General features: G+C 39.4%; 17 protein-coding genes. 6 read left to right on the forward strand and 11 right to left on the reverse strand.

Annotated elements, in window-relative coordinates:
* Positions 1–219: 219 nt before the first annotated feature.
* From RB215_RS15625 to RB215_RS15635, 3 genes are all read right to left on the reverse strand, one after another.
* On the reverse strand, positions 220–732 hold the full coding sequence (locus tag RB215_RS15625) for an RNA methyltransferase (protein WP_011330140.1): 513 nt from the start codon (positions 730–732) through the stop codon (positions 220–222).
* The gene (locus RB215_RS15630; RefSeq protein WP_011330139.1) at positions 732–1,244 is read right to left on the reverse strand and encodes a YcgN family cysteine cluster protein; all 513 of its coding nucleotides are present in this window, start codon (positions 1,242–1,244) and stop codon (positions 732–734) included. The genes RB215_RS15625 and RB215_RS15630 overlap by 1 nt, the downstream gene beginning before the upstream one ends.
* 93 nt (positions 1,245–1,337) lie before the next feature.
* Positions 1,338–3,191 (reverse strand): DUF885 domain-containing protein, encoded by a 1,854-nt coding sequence (locus tag RB215_RS15635; RefSeq protein ID WP_309217395.1) that lies wholly within the window; start codon positions 3,189–3,191, stop codon positions 1,338–1,340.
* Positions 3,192–3,348: 157 nt separating this feature from the next.
* Between RB215_RS15635 and RB215_RS15640 the strand changes: the two genes are divergently transcribed.
* Positions 3,349–4,620, forward strand: a complete 1,272-nt coding sequence (locus RB215_RS15640) for an amidohydrolase family protein (protein WP_309217396.1) — start codon at positions 3,349–3,351, stop codon at positions 4,618–4,620.
* 293 nt (positions 4,621–4,913) lie between these two features.
* The gene (locus RB215_RS15645) at positions 4,914–7,334 is read left to right on the forward strand and encodes a TonB-dependent receptor domain-containing protein (RefSeq protein ID WP_309217397.1); all 2,421 of its coding nucleotides are present in this window, start codon (positions 4,914–4,916) and stop codon (positions 7,332–7,334) included.
* Between the two features lie 73 nt (positions 7,335–7,407).
* Here RB215_RS15645 and adhP read toward each other — a convergent pair whose 3' ends face one another.
* A complete protein-coding gene (gene adhP / locus RB215_RS15650) occupies positions 7,408–8,418 on the reverse strand; it encodes an alcohol dehydrogenase AdhP (RefSeq protein ID WP_011330135.1) in 1,011 nt (336 codons plus the stop codon).
* 225 nt (positions 8,419–8,643) lie between these two features.
* On the opposite strand from adhP, the gene RB215_RS15655 reads away from it, so the two are divergent.
* A complete protein-coding gene (locus tag RB215_RS15655) occupies positions 8,644–9,189 on the forward strand; it encodes a GbsR/MarR family transcriptional regulator (RefSeq protein WP_011330134.1) in 546 nt (181 codons plus the stop codon).
* 64 nt (positions 9,190–9,253) lie between these two features.
* On the opposite strand, the gene RB215_RS15660 is transcribed toward RB215_RS15655, so the two are convergent.
* Both RB215_RS15660 and RB215_RS15665 read right to left on the reverse strand, forming a co-directional pair.
* Positions 9,254–10,270 carry a lytic transglycosylase domain-containing protein gene (locus tag RB215_RS15660; protein WP_179806790.1) on the reverse strand — a complete coding sequence of 339 codons (1,017 nt, stop codon included), beginning with the start codon at positions 10,268–10,270 and terminating at the stop codon, positions 9,254–9,256.
* The gene (locus RB215_RS15665; protein WP_179806791.1) at positions 10,263–10,544 is read right to left on the reverse strand and encodes a YcgL domain-containing protein; all 282 of its coding nucleotides are present in this window, start codon (positions 10,542–10,544) and stop codon (positions 10,263–10,265) included. The genes RB215_RS15660 and RB215_RS15665 overlap by 8 nt, the downstream gene beginning before the upstream one ends.
* A gap of 155 nt (positions 10,545–10,699) precedes the next feature.
* Between RB215_RS15665 and minC the strand changes: the two genes are divergently transcribed.
* The 3 genes from minC to minE are packed head-to-tail and all read left to right on the forward strand — an operon-like array spanning position 10,700 to position 12,487.
* A complete protein-coding gene (gene minC / locus RB215_RS15670) occupies positions 10,700–11,404 on the forward strand; it encodes a septum site-determining protein MinC (protein WP_309217400.1) in 705 nt (234 codons plus the stop codon).
* Between the two features lie 5 nt (positions 11,405–11,409).
* Positions 11,410–12,219 (forward strand): septum site-determining protein MinD, encoded by an 810-nt coding sequence (minD, locus tag RB215_RS15675; RefSeq protein WP_011330130.1) that lies wholly within the window; start codon positions 11,410–11,412, stop codon positions 12,217–12,219.
* A 1-nt stretch (position 12,220) separates the two neighbouring features.
* Positions 12,221–12,487, forward strand: a complete 267-nt coding sequence (gene minE, locus RB215_RS15680) for a cell division topological specificity factor MinE (RefSeq protein WP_024604840.1) — start codon at positions 12,221–12,223, stop codon at positions 12,485–12,487.
* A 123-nt stretch (positions 12,488–12,610) separates the two neighbouring features.
* Here the strand turns inward: minE and ltrA are convergent, their stop codons facing one another.
* The 5 genes from ltrA to RB215_RS15705 form a co-directional block, all read right to left on the reverse strand.
* Entirely contained in the window at positions 12,611–13,885 is a 1,275-nt protein-coding gene (gene ltrA, locus RB215_RS15685) for a group II intron reverse transcriptase/maturase (RefSeq protein WP_309217402.1), read from the reverse strand.
* 923 nt (positions 13,886–14,808) lie between these two features.
* Complete coding sequence (gene kch, locus RB215_RS15690) at positions 14,809–15,984, reverse strand: voltage-gated potassium channel protein (RefSeq protein ID WP_011330128.1); 1,176 nt, start codon at positions 15,982–15,984, stop codon at positions 14,809–14,811.
* Positions 15,985–16,172: 188 nt separating this feature from the next.
* Positions 16,173–17,303, reverse strand: coding sequence for a ribonuclease D (gene rnd, locus RB215_RS15695; RefSeq protein WP_011330127.1), 1,131 nt, complete (start codon positions 17,301–17,303; stop codon positions 16,173–16,175).
* Between the two features lie 51 nt (positions 17,304–17,354).
* Positions 17,355–19,007: a long-chain-fatty-acid--CoA ligase FadD gene (gene fadD, locus RB215_RS15700; protein WP_089369289.1), complete on the reverse strand. Its 1,653-nt coding sequence runs from the start codon at positions 19,005–19,007 to the stop codon at positions 17,355–17,357.
* Positions 19,008–19,121: 114 nt separating this feature from the next.
* Positions 19,122–19,973 (reverse strand): alpha/beta hydrolase, encoded by an 852-nt coding sequence (locus RB215_RS15705; protein ID WP_309217405.1) that lies wholly within the window; start codon positions 19,971–19,973, stop codon positions 19,122–19,124.
* Positions 19,974–20,037 lie beyond the last annotated feature (64 nt).

The raw sequence follows: 20,037 nt of genomic DNA on the forward strand, positions 1-20,037 counted from the left end.
ATGTCTTAGTTATTAAAGCTTACAAGCAACAAAAAAGCTAAAACAGTAATAAAGGCTTAATTATGATTATTCATGAACTTAGAAGGAACGGGGAGATTAAGGTGTGTTGTTTAAATTGTGTACTTAAAAATACAAGCCCCTTACGAGGCTTATTACTGATTGCACTTAACTACGGGGAATTTATGTCGTTTTAAAATACGCTGCACAGCGACTAAAACGCTATGCTTTTTCCCATTTCATTTTATTATTGGTGTCGCGCGAATTGATAATTGTAGTATCACTGCTCTCTACGCCGCCTAGTTTTGCTAAACGGTCGTATAGCACCACATTACAAGTGGCAGCGAGGTTCATGCAGCCAATAGTAGGAATATACACGACTTCGTCGGCCCACTTTAAAACGTCTTTAGACACTGAGCCATCCTCTGGGCCAAACACATAAAATGCGTTTTCTGGGTGGGTAAACTCAGGCAGTGGCGTTGCACCTTCAATTAGCTCAATAACCACAACCGTGGCACCTTGTGGCTTTACTTTTTCTAAATTATCGGTGGCCGTTAGTGAAATTCGCTCAACCACATTTTTTGTATCGGTATGAAACTTTTGTGCATTTAAATAACGGTTTCCGGTAAAAAACACCTGCTGTGCGTCGTAGCAACCTGCAGCACGTAATACACCGCCCACATTAGTTGGGCTTTTGGGATTTAATAAACCAATAACAGCCTGTTGCTTGCTCATTAATCACTATCCTTGGTTGGCCACTCGGCTATATATAGGTCAAAATCATCGAGCTTAACGTCGCAATCTTTTACTGTTTTGTCTTTTACCGAAATGCCCTGCTGATGCATTTTTGTTTTGTCGCCATTATTTAACAGCGGATGCCACGAGGCCAACCCTCGCCCTTCGTGCAAACGGCGATAGCTGCAACTTTGTGGCATAAAAAAGATATCTTTGAGGTTTTCTTTGGTAAGTTTTACACAAGATGGTACCAGCGTTTGACGATTTTCGTATTCGCTACAACCACAGGTATTATTATCGAGATACTGACACACAATATTAGTAAATATTAACTGCTCACCTTCGCGTAGCTGATCGGTGGCGGTAAATTCATCTTCATCTTCGCTATCAATAAAGGTATTTAAGCAGCATTTCCCGCAGCCGTCACAAATGGCTTCCCATTCATTTTGGTTCATGTCGCTTAGGCTTTTTTCAAGCCAAAATTGTGTATTTGCTAATTGTTGATCAAACATAATGTACTCGCGCCCCTAAAGAGCGCGCATTCTACCGTATTGCTGCAAATGGCGCAAAGCCAATACCTTGCAGGTAAGGGCTTTGCCTAAGCATTATTGTACTGATTTAACCCAGCGCTTTATTTTCTGTTCTAAAATTGGCATAGGTAATGCGCCATCTATGAGTATTTGCGTGTGAAACGCTTTAATATCAAACTTATTACCTAGCTGTTTATGTGCGTAGTCGCGCAGCTCACTAATTTTAAACTCTCCTAATTTATATGACAGCGCTTGGCCTGGCCATGCTATGTAACGCTCAACTTCGGCTATTACATCACTTTTAGCCATAGACGAATTAGCTAGCATGTAATCAATACCTTGCTCACGCGTCCAGCCTTTTGCATGAAAACCAGTGTCGAGTACTAAACGCATAGCGCGTAATTGCTCATCTGATAAACGCCCATACCACATATACGGGTCGGTAAATAAGCCAAGCTCTTTCCCTAAACTTTCAGCGTACAACGCCCAACCTTCGGCAAATACGGTGTAGCCACCAAATTTACGAAAATCTGGCAGGCCATCTATTTCTTGCTGTAATGCTATTTGAAAGTGATGCCCAGGTGCTGCTTCGTGAATCGATAGTGTTTCGAGTAAAAACTTAGCCTGCGCCTTTAAGTTATAGGTATTAATATAAAAAACACCTGGGCGAGAACCATCTGGTGCTGGAGACGCATAAGATGCGCCCGCAGCCGACTGTGCTCTGTAAGCTTCTACTGCTTTTACAACGTATGGCGCTTTTGGTGCTATGTTAAAAAGCAGTGGCAAACGCGCATCAATTTTTTGTTTTACGTTTTCGTATGCCGCTATTAACTCTTGCGGCGTGTTGTAATAAAATTCGTCCGAATCACGTAAGTGGTCAAAAAATGCAGATAAGTCACCTTTAAAGCCAACTGTTTCTTTTACTTTTTTCATTTGCGATAAAATACGCGCTACTTCACTTAAACCAATATCATGAATTTCGTTGGCAGATAAACTAAGCGTAGTGTGTTTTTTAATTTGGTATTCGTACCACGCTTTACCGTTAGGTAAATCGCTATAACCAACACTTTCTCGGCTATTAGGAATATATTGATTAGCTAAAAACTCGCTCATGCTGTTATATGCAGGTACTAAACGCTCTATAATCAATTTTCTATATTGTGCTGTAATTTGTTGCTTTTGCTGTGCTGTAAACGACTCTGGGAAGTTTTTAATTGGCGCCCAAAATAGTGAGTCTTCAGCGTCAGTTACCACATGGGCTGCAAATTGTGGTTGCAGCTTTTTAGCCAGTGGCCTTGGTAACACTACGCCCATCTTTATGCCTTGCGCCATTGATTCTTGCACACTTACAAGCCAATTAATAAAGCCCTCACTTCGGGCTAAAAAGTTGCTGTAATCTTCAACTGTATTAAAAGGTTGTGCACTTTGTCCCGAGCCAAAACCAGCAAAGGTGTTATGTGCCCCTGCCATTTGATTAATTGGCAGTAAATAATCTGGGTATTGCATTCCTTCAAGTTTAAGCGCTAAGTCTTGGGTTAATATTTCAAAGCTTAATAATGCTTGTCCTACTAGCTGCTCTTTATCTATAAGTGTTAAGCGCTGTTGATATTTTTTATAAAAAGCGGCTTTTTTATCACGGCTAGCCGATGAAATAACAGGCGTAAATTGGTTATTAAACTCATTACGGCCATTGTAAGTGGCACTGAGAGGGCTAAACATAAGCGATTCATCGTAATATTGCGCTACCAGTACATCAAGCTGTTGCTGCGCTGAAAGCTCTGACACCACTGCTTTGGCAGTATTAGCCATGCTCAATTGCGCGTGGCTACTGGTGGTGTTACTTTCATGCTTACTTTTATTTATATTAGTGCAACCACTTAAAGCAAGCAGTACACCACTGGCTATAACCGCCAAGTTTATTAATTTCATGCTGATACCTTGTTAAAATTTACTTATCGAGTATGCGTAGTTACATCAACTAAATAAAGAAATTACGATAGATAACAGCCATCGCTATTTATTTGCAGTTTGTGTTTAGCTTGGTAAAGTCGAGTTAATTTAAAATACTAATAAAAGACCCCCTAATATGAAAAAACAACTACTGTCTGCTTCTATCGCACTTTTATGTTTAAACAGTATGAATGCCTATGCTGTTACTTATGTATCTGCTAAGGCAATGCTTGATGTTCAAAGTGGTAAGTTAATACAGTCACCCCTTATTACCATAGATAATGGCGTGATCACCGCAATTGATAGCAATAAAACGCCTAAGCTTAATAAAGGGGATGAACATATTAAGCTGCCTGAACTGACACTTATGCCAGGATTAATGGACATGCACGTGCATTTAACCAGCGATCCAACGGTACCTCGCAGTGAGCGTGTAGGACAATCGATACCGCGTATGGCTGTAAAAGCAGCATACTTTGCGAAAAAAACCCTAGAAGCTGGGTTTACTACTGTGCGTAACGTAGGCGCAGAAGGTTACAGCGTAATTGCAGTACGCGATGGAATTAATGCAGGCGATATAATTGGCCCTCGTATTTGGGCAGCAGGCCCCTCTTTAGGTATTACCGGCGGCCATTGTGATAACAACCGTTTGCCACCTGAGCTTAAATATACCTCGCAAGGCGTTGCGGATGGTCCATGGGCGGTACGCGTTAAAGTGCGCGAAAATATTAAATACGGTGCCAACGCCATTAAATTTTGTGCCACAGGAGGAGTATTTTCAAAAGGGACTAAATTGGGTGCACAGCAGTACTCATTTGAAGAAATGAAAGCCATTGTAGATGAAGCGCATCTTCGCGACTTACCAGTAGCCGCGCATGCTCATGGTACAGATGGTATAAAAACCGCAATTAAAGCCGGTGTTGATAGCGTAGAGCATGCCAGTTATTTAGATGACGAGGCAATTAAATTAGCTAAAGATCATGGTACTTGGCTTTCAATGGATATTTACAATACCGAATATACACTGAGTTTTGGTGAGCAAAATGGCGTAGATGAGGAAAACCTAGATAAAGAACGCCAAGTATCTAAAGTACAGCGTGATAGCTTTAAACGTGCAGTGAACGCCGGCGTAAACATGGTATTTGGCACCGATGCTGCTATTTACCCGCATGGCGATAATGCTAAACAGTTTTCTCGCATGGTTGAGTTTGGTATGACTGAACTGCAAGCAATTCAAGCATCTACTGTAAATAGCGCAAAGCTATTAAAAATGGATAAGCAGTTAGGCCAACTTAAAACCGGCTTTGCAGCCGATATTATTGCAGTAAAAGGCAATCCGCTTAAAAATATTGCAACACTTGAGCACATTCCTTTTGTAATGAAGGCAGGGGTAGTTTACAAAAATTAGTAACTCTTTTTAGATAGCTCTACATAAGGCCCGCTTTTAATTTATAGCGGGCCTTTAATTTAAGTCTAAATAATTTTTATGCCTAAACAATTAATAGCTGAAACTTTGGCCAACTTAGGCTGAAAAAGCTAATCGTACATTTAAAAAGCATAAGTTACGCTTACCAATTTCAACACGCTTAAAAAAACAGCAAACAGATTGTTATTAAAGTTTTTTTTGAACTTTTTATTTATTTTAATAACGATAACCATTATCATTCACTCAACTTGTTAAATACGAATACTTACCATTATATGCATAACTTTAAATATTCTTTACTTACCCTTGCTTGTTTAAATGCACAATTAGCCTTTGCTAATGATATAAAAGTTGAAGACAACATAGAGCGCATTAGCGTTTACGAAAAACAAAACCGTGTTGTTATGAGCTCTGGCTTAGCTACTAAGTCAAACATGTCGTTAATGGAAACCCCAGCTCCTGTGGTTATTATTGACCGTGAACTTATTGAATCACAAGGGGTTAATAGCCTGCAAGATTTAGTACGCAACGTAAGTGGTTTAACTCAAGCCGGCAATAACTACGGTATTGGCGATAATTTAGTTATTCGCGGCTTAGATGCCAATTACACCTACGACGGTATGTATGGCGGTGCTGGGCTAGGTAATACCTTTAACCCGACTCGTTCGCTTACTAATGTTGAATCGGTTGAAGTACTAAAAGGCCCTGCTACTGGTTTATATGGCATAGGTAGCGCTGGTGGCGTAATAAACCTAATTGAAAAAAAGCCTGAGTTTAACGAAAAACATAAAGTGGGCGTAGAGCTTGGCCAGTGGGATAGTTATGCACTTTCGATTGATAGCACCAATGCTATAACCGATAATTTAGCCTACAGGGTCATGGCTAAAACAGCTTCAAGTGCCGGCTTTCGTGACTTAAAAGAAGATCGTGACGAAATTTATACCTCGCTTAAATATGTATTCGATAACAAACAAAATATTATGCTCTCCGCGGCCTACATTAAAGATGCCATTGCAGTGGATTCAATTGGTCACCCTATTCGTATTTACGATGCAAATTCGGTAAATGGACTAACGTCAGATCAAGTAACCGGTGCTGATTTAGTAAATGATCCGTCTGGCAATGGCTTGCAATTATCTGAAGCGCAGCGCATTGAGCTTGCAAATTCATTATCGTCTTCAGATGGTTTAACGCCTTACAGCTTTGGTACTAATGGTATTATTTCACCTATGGCTAAAGATAACGAAGGTGAGGAGCTGCGTTTTAAATTAACCCACAACTACTTTATTACCGATGATTTATTTTTGAATCAACAATTGCAGTATCGTAATTACACCTCAAGCTTTGCTCGTCAAACCGGGGCTTATAATTACGTGTATTCAACTCGCAGTGGAGTAATAAACCAAGATCCGCGCGCGCCACTAGTTGAAGACGGGGTACTTTACCCGTTTGCAGCACGCCGCCAAGAGTATCGCCAAGTGGAGGCCGACGAGAAGTCGTGGCAGTACTTTGCCGATTTGCGTTACGACTTTTCAGTAGCCGATATAGACAACGAGTTATTAGTAAACGCTAATTATGAAGATAGAGATATTGGCTTTAAACAGTACTCTATTTATGATGCCGATAAAGTGATCAACGAGAGCGACGGTAACTTACTTTACCAAGGCACACTGCCCTACATTTACGATATACGAGAGCCTAACTGGCCAACCGGTAACTTTGCCGATTACGACCCACTTAAAACCAGCGACTATAATAAAAAAGTACAAGCTTGGGGGTTAGGTATTCAACATGTAAGCTATATTAATGAAGCCCTTACTACACGTATTGGGGTTGCCTATAACCGCATTAAACAAAGTTACGAGCATTTAGGTGTAGATGAGCGCTACAGTTCAAGCCGTGCAAACCCAACACCTGAGGCAAATACATCAGACAGTGGTTTAACCTATAATTTAGGTGCGACTTATCAGCCAACTGAAGATTTTTCGATATTTATTAATCATTCTAAAGGGCGTACAGCCTACAGTGTTTTAGGCTCTGTAAGTGGTAATGAAGCCGACAGAGAAGATTCTGAATCGTTAAGTAACGATTTAGGATTTCGCTTTAAGGCCTTTGACGATCAGTTATTAGCATCTATTGTGGTATTTGAAAGCGCACGAACTAATTTAGAGTATGCTAATCCTCTTTATGAAGCGGGTGTATCTGCAGAGGGGGTAGTTGAAAGCTTTTATAATGGTAAAGAAGAAACCAAAGGTGTGGAGCTTGATTTAAACGCTTACTTAAACGATAAATGGAAAATAAACGTCAACGGCGTATACCAAGATGCACGTGATCAAAGTAATCCTAATAGCAGCAGTTTCGATACTCGCCAAAAAGGCGTGCCCTATGTAACTGCCAGCACTTGGGTAACTTACTACGCAAACATGTTTAATTTACCAGAGGCGGTAAATATTAGCGGCGGTATTACTTTTGTAGATAACCGCAGCACTAACTCTAGCTCGTTTTCGATTCCGGATGGTTATGTACCTAGCTATACAATTTATGACACTGCTATTTCGTACACAACTGATAAATGGCATATGCAGCTAAATCTTAATAATTTATTTAATAAGCGTTATTACTCTAAAGCCATGTTTTTAGGCGGTATGCCTGGGCAAGAGCGCAATGCTAAATTGAGCTTTAGCTACACACTTTAACTAGGATTTGTCACTAAAATAATAAAAGGCGTACATACTTAATATGTACGCCTTTTATTGCCTTTTTTAACCGTTAAATAGTAACAACTATACGGCCGTTAATTTCGCCTTTGAGCATATCATCAAAAATTTCGTTAATATCCTCTAAGCGTTTTTCTTCAATAATTGCTTTTACTTTACCTTGTGCTGCAAATTCTAAGCACTCTTGTAAATCTTTTCGAGTACCTACAATAGAGCCCACAACTGACACACCATTTAATACTGTGTCAAAAATAGGTAATGGCATATCCTCTGGCGGTAAACCAACTAACACACACTTACCACCACGACGTACACTTTTATAAGCTTGCTCAAAACCAGGCTTTGAAACTGCAGTACATACAACTGCATGCGCGCCGCCTACTTGTTCAAAAATGGCTTCGCTTGGAACCACTTCTTTAAAGTCGAGGGTAATATCTGCGCCAAGCTCTTTGGCCAGCGCGAGTTTTTCTTTGCCGGTATCAACCGCTATAACATTAAACCCCATTGCTTTAGCATACTGTACAGCTAAGTGCCCAAGACCGCCTACTCCCACAATAGCCACCCATTGCCCGGGTTTAGCTCCCGATACTTTAAGTGCTTTATACGTGGTTACTCCAGCGCAAAATAATGGCGCGGCTTCTGAAAAGCCAAGCCCTTCGGGTATTTTTACCACGTAGTCACCATGTGCTAAACAATATTCGGCGTAACTACCATCTATAGAGTAGCCGGTATTATGCTGTGACAAACACAGGGTTTCTCTGCCATCTAAGCAAAACTCACAATGCCCACAGGCACTGTAAAGCCAAGGCACACCTACGCGATCGCCTACTTCTAGGTGTTTAATATTGCTACCGACCTTTTCAATTACACCTACGCCTTCGTGACCTGGCACTAAAGGCATTTTAGGCGCAACAGGCCAATCGCCATGACATGCATGTAAATCTGTATGACACACCCCACAGGCCGCTATTTTTACCAATACATCATTTATGCCAACCTCTGGGATAGGCATGTCTATTATTTGTAATTTACCTTTAAATTCATTATTAATTGCAGCTTTCATAATCATTCCATCGTTTAAGTAATACCTATAAAATAAGTATTAATGTGTATTAAAAATAAACTTCATTGCTTTATACCCGTTACAACTTAAACCAATATAGCTGAGTGATTATTAATCTAAATTAAACTTTAGTCTGACAGTAATTACTTAACTCGCTGTAAAATCTTGCCATACTCAATAAGCGTGCTAGCATTAGTTTCTGAAATTACTAAAAATTAAGAAGCTATGAGTTTATCCGACAAAAATTTTTCCTTTGTAATGCACTGTGGTGAAATGGGTAGCCGCTGGGGATTCAATCGTACTATTGGACAAATGTGTGGCTTATTGATTATTACTAAAAATCCGATGACCGCGAACCAAATTGCAGAATCCCTCAGTATTTCACGCGGCAATGTTAGTATGGGCATTAAAGAGCTGCAATCGTGGCAGCTCATTAAAGTACAACATATTCCTGGCGACAGAAAAGAATATTATGCCCCTGCGGGTGATATTTGGGATATGGCTAACCGGGTGTTCGAAGAACGTAAAAAACGCGAAGTAGAGCCTACTCTAAGCTTACTGCGCGATAATCTATTAGATACTGCAAGCAACGAAGATGAACTTTACGCACAAAAACAAATGGGCGAAATTCATAACCTGCTTGAAACAGTGACTAAATGGTCATCTGAATTACAGCGTTTAACCCCTGAGCAGCTTAATAAGCTAATGAAGTTAGGATCTGGCATCGGTAAGGTAATTGATTTAAAAGATAAAATATTTAAAAAAGAGTAAGTAAAACCCAAAATTCAAAAAAGCCGCAATTGCGGCTTTTTTTTAGATACTTATTTAATCTGTATTATATTTTTGGATAGCCAATTCTGTCTGACAAATAACCTACACTGGTAGCAAAGTAATACGAGCGATTCCAGTGCATAAATACTTTATAGTTATCGTAGGCTAAGTACATACGACCATTTATATCATCTGGCATTACCAACGCTGCTCGTACATCTACATTTGGCAGATCACTACCATCTGCACGGCGTACACCTAGTGCTTGCCATTCGGCTAATGAGCGCTCTGAATCATTCCAAAATTCTAACCATTGTTTACGCGTTTTAGTACCGCGCACTAGCACGTATTTACTATCAAAGTTTTCTGGTAACTTAACCTGACGACCCCATGTAAGCGAGTCGTTCCAGCCTTCTTGCTTTAAGTAATTAGCAATAGAGGCAAATGCATCTTCTTTGGTAGTCCAAATATCTTTGCGACCATCGTTATTATAGTCAACCGCGTAAGCGTTAAATGAGGTAGGCATAAATTGCGTTTGCCCCATAGCACCTGCCCAAGAGCCTTTAAACTTATCAAGGGTAATGTGCCCTGACTTTAAAATATCAAGCGCAGCCCAAAGCTGTTTTTTATACATGGTTTCGCGACGACCATCGAATGCGAGCGTAACGAGCGATGAAATTACATTATGGCCACCTTGTATAGCACCAAAGTTACTTTCAAGGCCCCAAATTGCCACAATAAAGCGCGCTTGCACGCCAAAGTCTTTAGCTACTTTTTCTAGCACGTCTTGGTTTTCGGCGTATAATTTACGGGCGCGATCAATTTTCCATTGCGGTACGCGTTTAGGTAAATAGGTTTCGAGCGTTTCTTTAACTTCTGGCTGATTTTTATCTGCAGATACTATTTTTTCTTTATAGCTTGCACCAGCAAATGCTTGATCAATAAGCTGGCTGTCGTAACCCTTTGCAATTGCTTCTTGCTTTAAAGCGTCTAAATATGTTTGAAATTCAGCTTGGGTTTTTGCCATTACAGATGTGCTTAAACATACTCCACATAAAATTATGGCTAATTTTTTAATCATTCTCGGCTCCGTTTTCTTTTCGCAATTGGCTTAACAGATTCTCTTGCGGAGGCGGTATTTGTAAATAATACCCTTTTTCTGTCAATGCTGCTTTTACGGTTTCTAAATCAGCTGTACCTAACACCTCACGTTTTGCTAGGTTTATCAGCATCACATATTTAGGTTGACCAAACATAGCCATTAAAGGTTCCGGAACTTTAGTAAAATCATCTCTTTTTTCAACAAATAAGAAGCTATCCGCTTTTTTCTTACTTTTATATACCGCAGTGAGCATTATGGCCCTATAAATTCTTGCTTAACAATGATTCACACTATAACATGAGAGCAATAATAAGTTAGAAAAATTAGATTGAAAATTTCAATAAAGGCCTTATTCAGCCTGCGTTTATCTAAATTTAATCTCTGATCAGATAATTCAATTGAGCGTGTATGTCAGAACAAATTTTTGAGCTAAAAGGGAATCTTTTTACGTTATCAGTTTTACATCTTTATAGTACTGATATAAATCTTTTAGCAGAGCAACTGTATATAAAAATAGCCCAAGCACCCAAGTTTTTTAAAGGTGCGCCTATTGTTGTTAACTTAATTGAGATAAAAAATAACTCTCTCGATTTTGTCCATTTAAAGTCATTACTTGAGCGCATGAGCTTTAATGCCGTTGGTGTATGTAATGGCTCAGACGAGCAACATACGCAAGCCAAAGCTGCTGGCCTATCGGTATTAAATTATTCACAAGACGTTAAGAGTGAATCTGTTAAAAAAGAACCCAATACATCTATTGTTGAAAAAACAGTGCACTTGCCTGCACAAATAATTAATGGCACGGTACGCTCTGGTCAGCAAGTTTATGCAAAAGATCGCGATTTAGTGGTACTAGGTGCTGTAAGCCATGGCGCAGAAGTTATTGCTGATGGCAACGTACATATATACGGAACCCTGCGTGGCAGAGCAATCGCTGGCGCAAAAGGGTTTAAAAACGCACATATATTTTGTAATCGCTTAGAAGCAGAACTTGTTTCTATTAATGGCAATTACTGGATCAGTGATTCACTGCAAGGTGAACACTGGGGTAGCGCTGTGCAGATACAACAAAAAAATGAATCATTAGAAATTTCAGCTTTGGTTAAAGGATAAATCTCATGGCAAAAGTTATTGTCGTTACCTCGGGTAAAGGTGGCGTTGGTAAAACAACGTCAAGTGCCGCAATTGGTACAGGCTTAGCATTAAAAGGCTACAAAACAGTTATTATCGATTTCGATATTGGCTTACGTAATTTAGATTTAATTATGGGTTGTGAACGTCGTGTAGTGTACGACTTTGTAAACGTAATTAATGGTGAAGCAAATTTAAATCAAGCACTTATTAAAGATAAGCGCGTTGATAAACTATTTTTACTCCCTGCATCACAAACTCGTGATAAAGACGCCCTAACACGCGAAGGTGTTGAGCGCGTGCTTAACGAATTAAAAGAAGACTTTGATTACATTGTTTGTGATTCACCAGCGGGTATTGAAGCTGGCGCTATGATGGCTATGTACTTTGCCGATGAAGCAATTGTAACAACAAACCCTGAAGTATCGTCAGTGCGAGATTCAGACCGTATTTTAGGTATTTTACACAGTAAGTCTAAGCGCGCTGAAGAAGGCTTAGAAAACATAAAAGAACATCTATTAATTACTCGCTACAATCCAGATCGTGTTTCTAAAGGTGAAATGTTATCGGTTGAAGATATTCAGGATATTTTAGCGATTGATTTATTAGGCGTTATTCCTGAGTCTCAAGCAGTATTAAGCGCATCTAACTCTGGCCAACCTGTTATTTTAGACAGCGAATCTGATGCAGGCCAAGCTTATGCAGATGCGATTAGCCGCTTACTAGGTGAGACTGTCGACTTTCGCTTCTTAGATGTAGAAAAAAAAGGTTTATTCAAACGGATATTTGGAGGTTAACGTGTCTTTACTTGACTACTTCCGCTCAGAAAAGAAAAACAGTGCGTCATTAGCAAAAGAGCGATTGCAGATCATAGTCGCGCACGAACGTTCTCAACGAGGAACGCCGGATTACTTGCCACAATTAAAACAAGATATTTTAGATGTGATCCGTAAATACGTTAACGTGAGCAGTGACGCAGTCCAAGTTCAATTTGATCAGAACGAAGATGACTTAGCCGTACTTGAGCTAAACGTAACCTTGCCTGACGAAGAGCCAAAAGTATAAGGCAGTAATTAAGCATTAAATTACTGCTCGCATCGAGTAGGGTGAGGCTTTTGCCTCATCCCTCTCACAGAACCGTACGTACGGGCCTCGTATACGGCTCCTGTATTCTTCTATCCCTTCGGCTTATTTTCTAAACGCCGATTGAGCAAGCCATCCTGTACTTACTTTTTCCATTGAATATAAACCTTGCTCCTCAAACCATTGGTTTGGCATCGCTACATTCGATAATGGACTTAGAGAGTTTCGCCATGAGTTCATTTTGATGAACTTAAATGGCGGCTTTTTCCCTAATTGTTTTAGTCGCTTATGCAACCTCGCTGGGTTTTTCCACAACCTTAACTGAATTGCCCTTAATCGTCGTCTCACCCACCTTGCCAACAAATTTAGCACTCGTTTACTATTGGCTATACTGAAATAATTTACAAAGCCGCGCACCACTGGATTGAGTCTTTTTATTACTTCAATTAAGTTCATGCCACTATTTCGCTTTGTTAATCGTTTAACTCTTTGTTTAAAGCCTTTGAGTTTTGTGGCTTGGATACGCGTCCAATTACTGCCTATCTCCACTCCCAAAAATTTTACGCCTTCACTACTATGCGCTATGTGCGTTTTCTTTTGGTTGACTGTTAACTTTAAGCCTTTTTCGAGTATCTGAGTCGCTACTGTGAGTGCATTCTTGGCTGCTTTTTCTGTGCAGCATAAGATCAATATGTCGTCGGCGTACCTCACTATTCTGTGATTTCGCTTTTTCATTTCTTGATCAAATGCATCTAGGTAGATATTCGCCAACAATGGACTGATAACACCACCTTGTGGACTTCCTAGCTCACTCGCTTCCCAATTATTGCCTAGCATTACTCCGCTTTTTAAAAACTGTTTGAGCAGTTTTAAGATGCTACCGTCTGTCACTTTGCGTTTGACGCTGCTTATGATCAAGTCGTGATCGAGTAGGTCAAAACACTTCGACAGATCCATATCAACCACCCACTCACGGTGATATTTACGAATAAATACCGTGGCTTTGCTGATGGCGTCATGACAACTTCGTTTCGGCCTGTACCCATAACTTGATGGGTGAAAGTCGATGTCGAAGAGCGGTTGGAGAATGTTCAATAGTGTTTGTTGTACTATGCGGTCGCGAACTGTTGGAATTCCCAGCAGTCTCACACCACCATCATCTTTCGGTATTTCTATCCGTTTGACTGGCTGTGCGCGATACTGCTTGCTTTGCAGTTCACCTTGCAGTTGTTTCAAGTTTTCTTCTAAATTCAAGGCGAACGCGGCTATGGACTGCCTATCTATTCCGGCCGCTCCTTTCGCTGCTTTCACTTTTTTGAATCCCTTGTACAGGTTATTAATATCTAATAATTGCCCATACAAGCTGTAGTAAACTGTCATCAATTGCCTTTGCTTACGGTATGTCTGTCGTTTCACATTGATGTATAGTGGTGTTCTTCATGAGGACATTAGGTGTGCTAGCCGAATGGCAATCTGCCTAAGTGGTCGCTCATTACTCCCATGCTCGGCCTTCAGTTCTCAGCGTCCACATTCCTGCTTAGCCGTCATCTCTTGCCTATTTCCGTCGAAATACATGTGAGCCTATACGTCGATACTCCTGATTTTCATACACTTAAAGAATACTTCCCCCCTTCGCAATCAATTAAAACTTTTGATTAAAATTGACCCTATCAAACATTCTGTTGATAGTCGGCTTGGTTTTGTCCTCCACACCATTACTGGCTTTCATCGGCCTAGCCTTACTCACTACTACGGGTTCATCTGCCACCTCACACCGACGTTAAACCTTGGGTTTCCCCTTGAGTTCAGGCCACTTATTTACACTAAGTTTAGATGCCAGGCTTCCCCAGTTACTGCACTGGCTCCCTGTTAGAAATCCCACCCTCAAGCACAGTATTGGTCTGACTAAGTATAGGGCGTTGCGCTATTTTGCACGCTGACCCACCAATACTGCCGAAACAGGTTACGGTTAGTTGTGTACCTCTAACTTCTTATGGCTTCCTTCAGACCCCACCGTTGGCCAGTGACGCCCTTGCCATTCAGATTATCTTCCCCTTAGTCAGGGTGATAAGGCATCTTTCAGCCTATCGGGTTTGCCAGCTTCGCTGGGCAAACAAAAAAGCCGTTCATTAAAGTGAACGGCTTTTTTATTTTTAACGACTTTATTTTATAGCTTTACCATAAAATGGAAATAAGAGAGTCATTTAAGCTTTTTTATTTCAACTTAATGTTGAACCAGTTTAGCTAACACTTAGGGTTATTATAATAAATAGTTAAACATTGGCCTGAGTAATTAGCCGAGCTTATTCTGCATCACCAAAGAACAACTTAGTGATTAGCTTATTATCAATAGTCTCCCCCTTTAGGGTTCTCACTAACAATTCACTGCCGAGTAATTGCAATGAAAATACTACGTCAGGTTTTACGCGCTTAATTTGCGGAATATGTTTACTTGAATTAACCAAAGCAATTGTTTTGGTGTCCTCGCCAGCAACTTCTTTAGCCGCTAAAATACTAAACGCATTTTCAGCATCATCATTACGTAACGCTAAAATATAATTTGCCTTTTTGGCGCCCGCTTCTATTAAGATATCTGCTGAGCTTGAGTCGCCATAAACAATGTCTGCATCTACCGGGTATTCGTGTTCAGACCCTGTTGGGCACACTAAAGTAACTGCATCGCCACGCTCTACCAAACCGGCATAAACACTGTGTGCGGTGGGTGAAATACCTAAAATAATAAAATGATTTTTTCTCATTACGTTCGAAATCCTACCTTTAACAATTTTTTTAAGATTACCACCAATCACAGGGCCTATAATAGCACTGATCGAAGTAGCAAAAACGGTAATACCCATAACAATAATTGATGCGGTAAATAGTCGCGCCGTAGACGTTACAGGGTAAAGATCGCCATAGCCTACCGTCGACATGCTCACAATAGAAAAGTAAAATGCAGTGGGTAAATCGGTAATAGGGGTACTAAACTCGCTGCCTAAATACAAAGTGCCAAACACAGCATAAAGCATTAATGCACCTGTACTCGTTAGAGCAAACAAACTACCTGCGGTAATACTAGAGCCATCAAAGCTTTTCCAGTATACGAGTAATAACATGCTCACAACCATAGTGTAAGACAATAATATTAGCCCAGAGCTTGACGATGAAATACTAATAACCGCGACCACTATTAATAGTATCAGTGAAAAAGCCCACGCTAAACGTGCTTTTAAAGCTAAGCCAACCGACATTATTATTAAGCCTGCACCTAAAATAAAGCGCGGTAGTTCTGTTATTCCTATTTTATCAATTAAATTTAACCAATCGAGCGACCAGTTTAATACACCCGGTAGCATTTCGAGCATACGTGCAACAACAGGTTTAATTAGCCAGTAACCATTAAAAGCAACCAAAATAGCTAATATCCAAGCTGGTTTACATAGTTCTAATAGTTTACGTTTTATTGTTTCAACTTTCATAAAAAGCACTTTAATAACAGTGGCATATAAAAAATACCACTAAATGAATAGCAAATAAATTAATAAAGCTATTATAACTGCCTCCCAATAATAGGTGCACTTATAATAGTTTAGTATTTATACCTGTTAGCTCAATACACTATTAAGTAAGTTATCTATGTAAGCTAACCTTAGATACTTAAATACGATCAAACATCCCATTCTTTTAGCGTATCTTTTACAAAAGAATAGCGCCAAGAACTAAGCAAATCTGGTTTAATATGCTGCTCTTTTTGTGCTGCAGATAATTTCCAATTCCAACTAATTAGTTGATTAACCTGCTTTTTAGAAGCCATTACATCCTCTGGAATATTATGTTCTTTGGCAACTTTATTAATTTTTTGTTTTATCTCTTTCGCTACTTTTTTGTAACTAGGAAAGTCTATTAAACGCTTTAAAATTGCTGGGTGTTGCTCCTCAGGCAATGCTTTTGCTTGCTCAATACACTTTAGTATTTCGACTCCCGAGCGGTTCACTTCTATCGCCTCAACGCCCGGAATTTGCCTTAATGCATTTAAACTTGCTGGCCCTCGTTTAGCAATTTCTGTCATATTATGTTCTTTTAATACAAAGTTAAGTGCTAAATTTTTACGAATTGCTTTATTTCGACGCCAAACAGCCAGCTCTCTTAATATTGCAAGTTCATGTGGCCTTAGTTGCCACGCATTTTTAATGTCTTTATAGAGCAGTTCATCTGGGGTTTGAAATTCACGCTTATTAGCCACTAACTCACTTTCGCTAATAACAATATTAAATAAATCGGCGGCTTTTACACTGTCAATAATAAGATTAAAACAGGGTAATAAATGATAGGCATCGGCAGCAGCGTACTCTAATTGTTTATTTGTTAATGGCCGTTGCAACCAATTTGTACGTGATTCACTTTTATCTATTTCAATATCCAGTAAGGTTTTTACCATAAGGGCAAAGCCCATGCAGTTTCCTTCGCCTAAAATTTGCAGTGCAAATTGAGTATCGAATAATGGTGTAGGAACAAACCCAGCGTACTTTTGAAAAACTTCTATGTCTTCTGAAGGAGAGTGAAATACTTTTAAAACAGCAGGATCTTTTAAAATTTGCCAAAAATCGAATAATGACAGTTCTGCCAGTGGATCTATAAGTGCTAAATGCTCGCCATCATAAACTTGAATAAGTGCAACTTCTGGGTACAAAGTACGGCGACGCATAAACTCTGTGTCTATGGCTAAAACGGGCTTGTTTTTAATTTGCTCAACAAAAGTATTAAGCTGATTTTGGGTTTCAATTAATTGGTAGTGCACTTAGTCTCCTACAATAAAAAAGCCGACATATGTCGGCTTTTTTAATGGTTGCTAATCTTTCAAGGCTCTTCTGAGTATTTTACCTACGTTAGTTTTAGGTAACTCATCCCTAAACTCAACAAGCTTAGGCACCTTATAATTAGTTAAATTATCACGACAGTGTTTTATTATATCTTTTTCAGTTAAAGAAGGGTCTTTTTTTACAACAAAAACTTTAACTTGTTCACCACTCGTATCGTGAGGGATACCAATAGCTGCTACTTCAAGCACTCCGTCGTGCATGGCAACAACTTCTTCAATTTCGTTAGGGAATACATTAAAGCCCGAGACAATAATCATATCTTTTTTACGATCGACTATATAAAAGAAACCTTCGTCGTCATAAGTTGCTATGTCACCGGTAGCAAACCAGCCATCTTGTAAGCTCTCAGCGGTTGCATCTGGGCGTTTGTAGTAACCAAGCATAACTTGCGGGCCTTTAACCCAAAGCTCTCCTGGTTCACCTTTTGCTGCTTCTTGGCCATTATCAAGAATTAATTTGATTTCGGTACTTGGAGCCGGTAAACCAATTGAGCCATTATATGCCGTTAAGTCATAAGGACTAACGGTAACTAAAGGAGAACACTCGGTTAAACCATACCCTTCCATTAATTTAGATTTTGTAACTGTTTGCCATTTTTCAGCAACTGGGCGTTGTACAGCCATACCGCCGCCTAATGACATTTTTAAGTGACTAAAATCAAGTTCGGCAAATCCTGGCGTGTTTAACAAACCATTAAATAAAGTATTTACACCCGTAATAGCAGTAAATTTAGCTTTACTTAATTCTTTAATAAAACCAGGCATGTCGCGTGGATTAGTTATAAGTACATTTAATCCACCGTACTTCATAAATGTTAAGCAGTTAGCCGTTAATGCAAAAATATGGTAAAGCGGTAACGCAGTTATTACCACTTCTTTACCGCGCTCAAGCACTGGGTCTAAACATCCTGAAACTTGCTCAAGATTACCTACCATATTACCGTGGCTTAACATTGCGCCTTTAGATACACCCGTTGTTCCACCGGTATATTGTAAAAAAGCTAAATCACTTAAGTTAACCTCTGGACGTACATAGGCATTTTCGTCGGCTTTAAGTAAGTCGCAAAAATCAATGGTATTTGGCAAAGTATAGCTTGGCACCATTTTTTTAATGTACTTAACAACAAAGTTTACAACATGCTTTTTAATCCCACCCATCATGTCGCCCACTTGGGTAACAACAATATGTTTAACATCGGTATGCGGTAGCGCTTTTTCGAGTGTATCGGCAAAGTTAGCCAATATAAAAATTGCTGAAGTATCAGAATCTTTTAGTTGGTGCTCAAGTTCACGCACTGTGTAGAGTGGATTTACATTAACAACAACACAACCGGCACGTAAAATACCTAAAATAGCAATGGGCGTTTGTAACAAGTTAGGCATCATAACTGCCACTTTGTCACATTTTTTAAGGCCTAAATCATTTTGAATATAAGACGCAACTTTTTTAGTTGCAGTATCAATTTCATCATAAGACAAGGTTTTACCCATATTTGTAAATGCGGGTAAATCTTTGTAGTCGGTAAAACTTTTTTCAAACACTTCGAGTAATGAGGCGTAGTGCTCAGGATCGATAGTTTCAGGCATACCTTCTGGGTAGCGCTTAAGCCAAATTTTTTCCACTCTTAGCCCCTGTTTATAGTTATATTTTTATTAACCTTAATCTAAGTAAGGCACTTTGACAATTGAGCAAATACTCTAATGAAGAATAATCCCACATTTAACGCTAATATACAATTAACACACGCTACTTTGCACCATAAATGCTTGAATCTGTTCAAAACAGTGCGCACTACTTTGCATATGACAGTGATGCCCGCCCTCTACAGTTATTACGTTTAAGCTATTGTAATATTTAGCATAGTTTTCTAAATTTTGTTTTACAAAAGTGTAGCCTGTATCCCCTAGTATTAACTGACATGGCGCAATTAAATTTTTTATTGCACCAATACATTGCGCCTCATCAAACCTAAAACCTGAATGATTTTTAAGCTTTGGGTCGGTTGTTAATGCAAATCCATTTTTAATTGTTTTAATATTGCGCGCCATTAATACCTCAACAAGCTGGCTACTTAAATCTGTTGTTTGCGCACGTGCTTGGTGTATTTGCTCTTTAGATTGATACACTCTTGGCTTTTTATTTTTTAGCCTGCCTCGGTTTAAAATAGCACTTTTAAGTTTTTGCGTTACTTCTTCACTTGGGGTTGTTACGTACCCAATCCCTTCTATAAATGTTACAGACGTTACATAATCACTAAAACAGCTTGCAAACAACCCCGCCACCATAGCGCCCATAGAGTGCCCTACTAGGTGTACTTTTTTTACCCCTAAAGCATTTATAAACTGATATATATCATCAATATAATCTACAAAATAATAGTGTGCGTCGTCGCTACGCCACGACGACAAACCGTGTCCGGCAAAATCAAGGCAATACCACGTTTGCTGTACTTTGGCATTTGCTAACATAGGGATATAACTTGCACTATTATCAAGCCAACCATGCAGCGCAATTACAACTTCATCTCCACTTCCCGCTTTTAAACCATGAATATTTAAATTATTGATTTGAATATTAAATGGTTCCACAGCATACCCCTATTAATTTTATTAATGATTATTTATAACTGTTAGCTCTAACGTGTTTTAAAAG

The sequence above is a fragment of the Pseudoalteromonas sp. HL-AS2 genome (assembly GCF_031198805.1).
Classification (GTDB): domain Bacteria; phylum Pseudomonadota; class Gammaproteobacteria; order Enterobacterales; family Alteromonadaceae; genus Pseudoalteromonas; species Pseudoalteromonas nigrifaciens.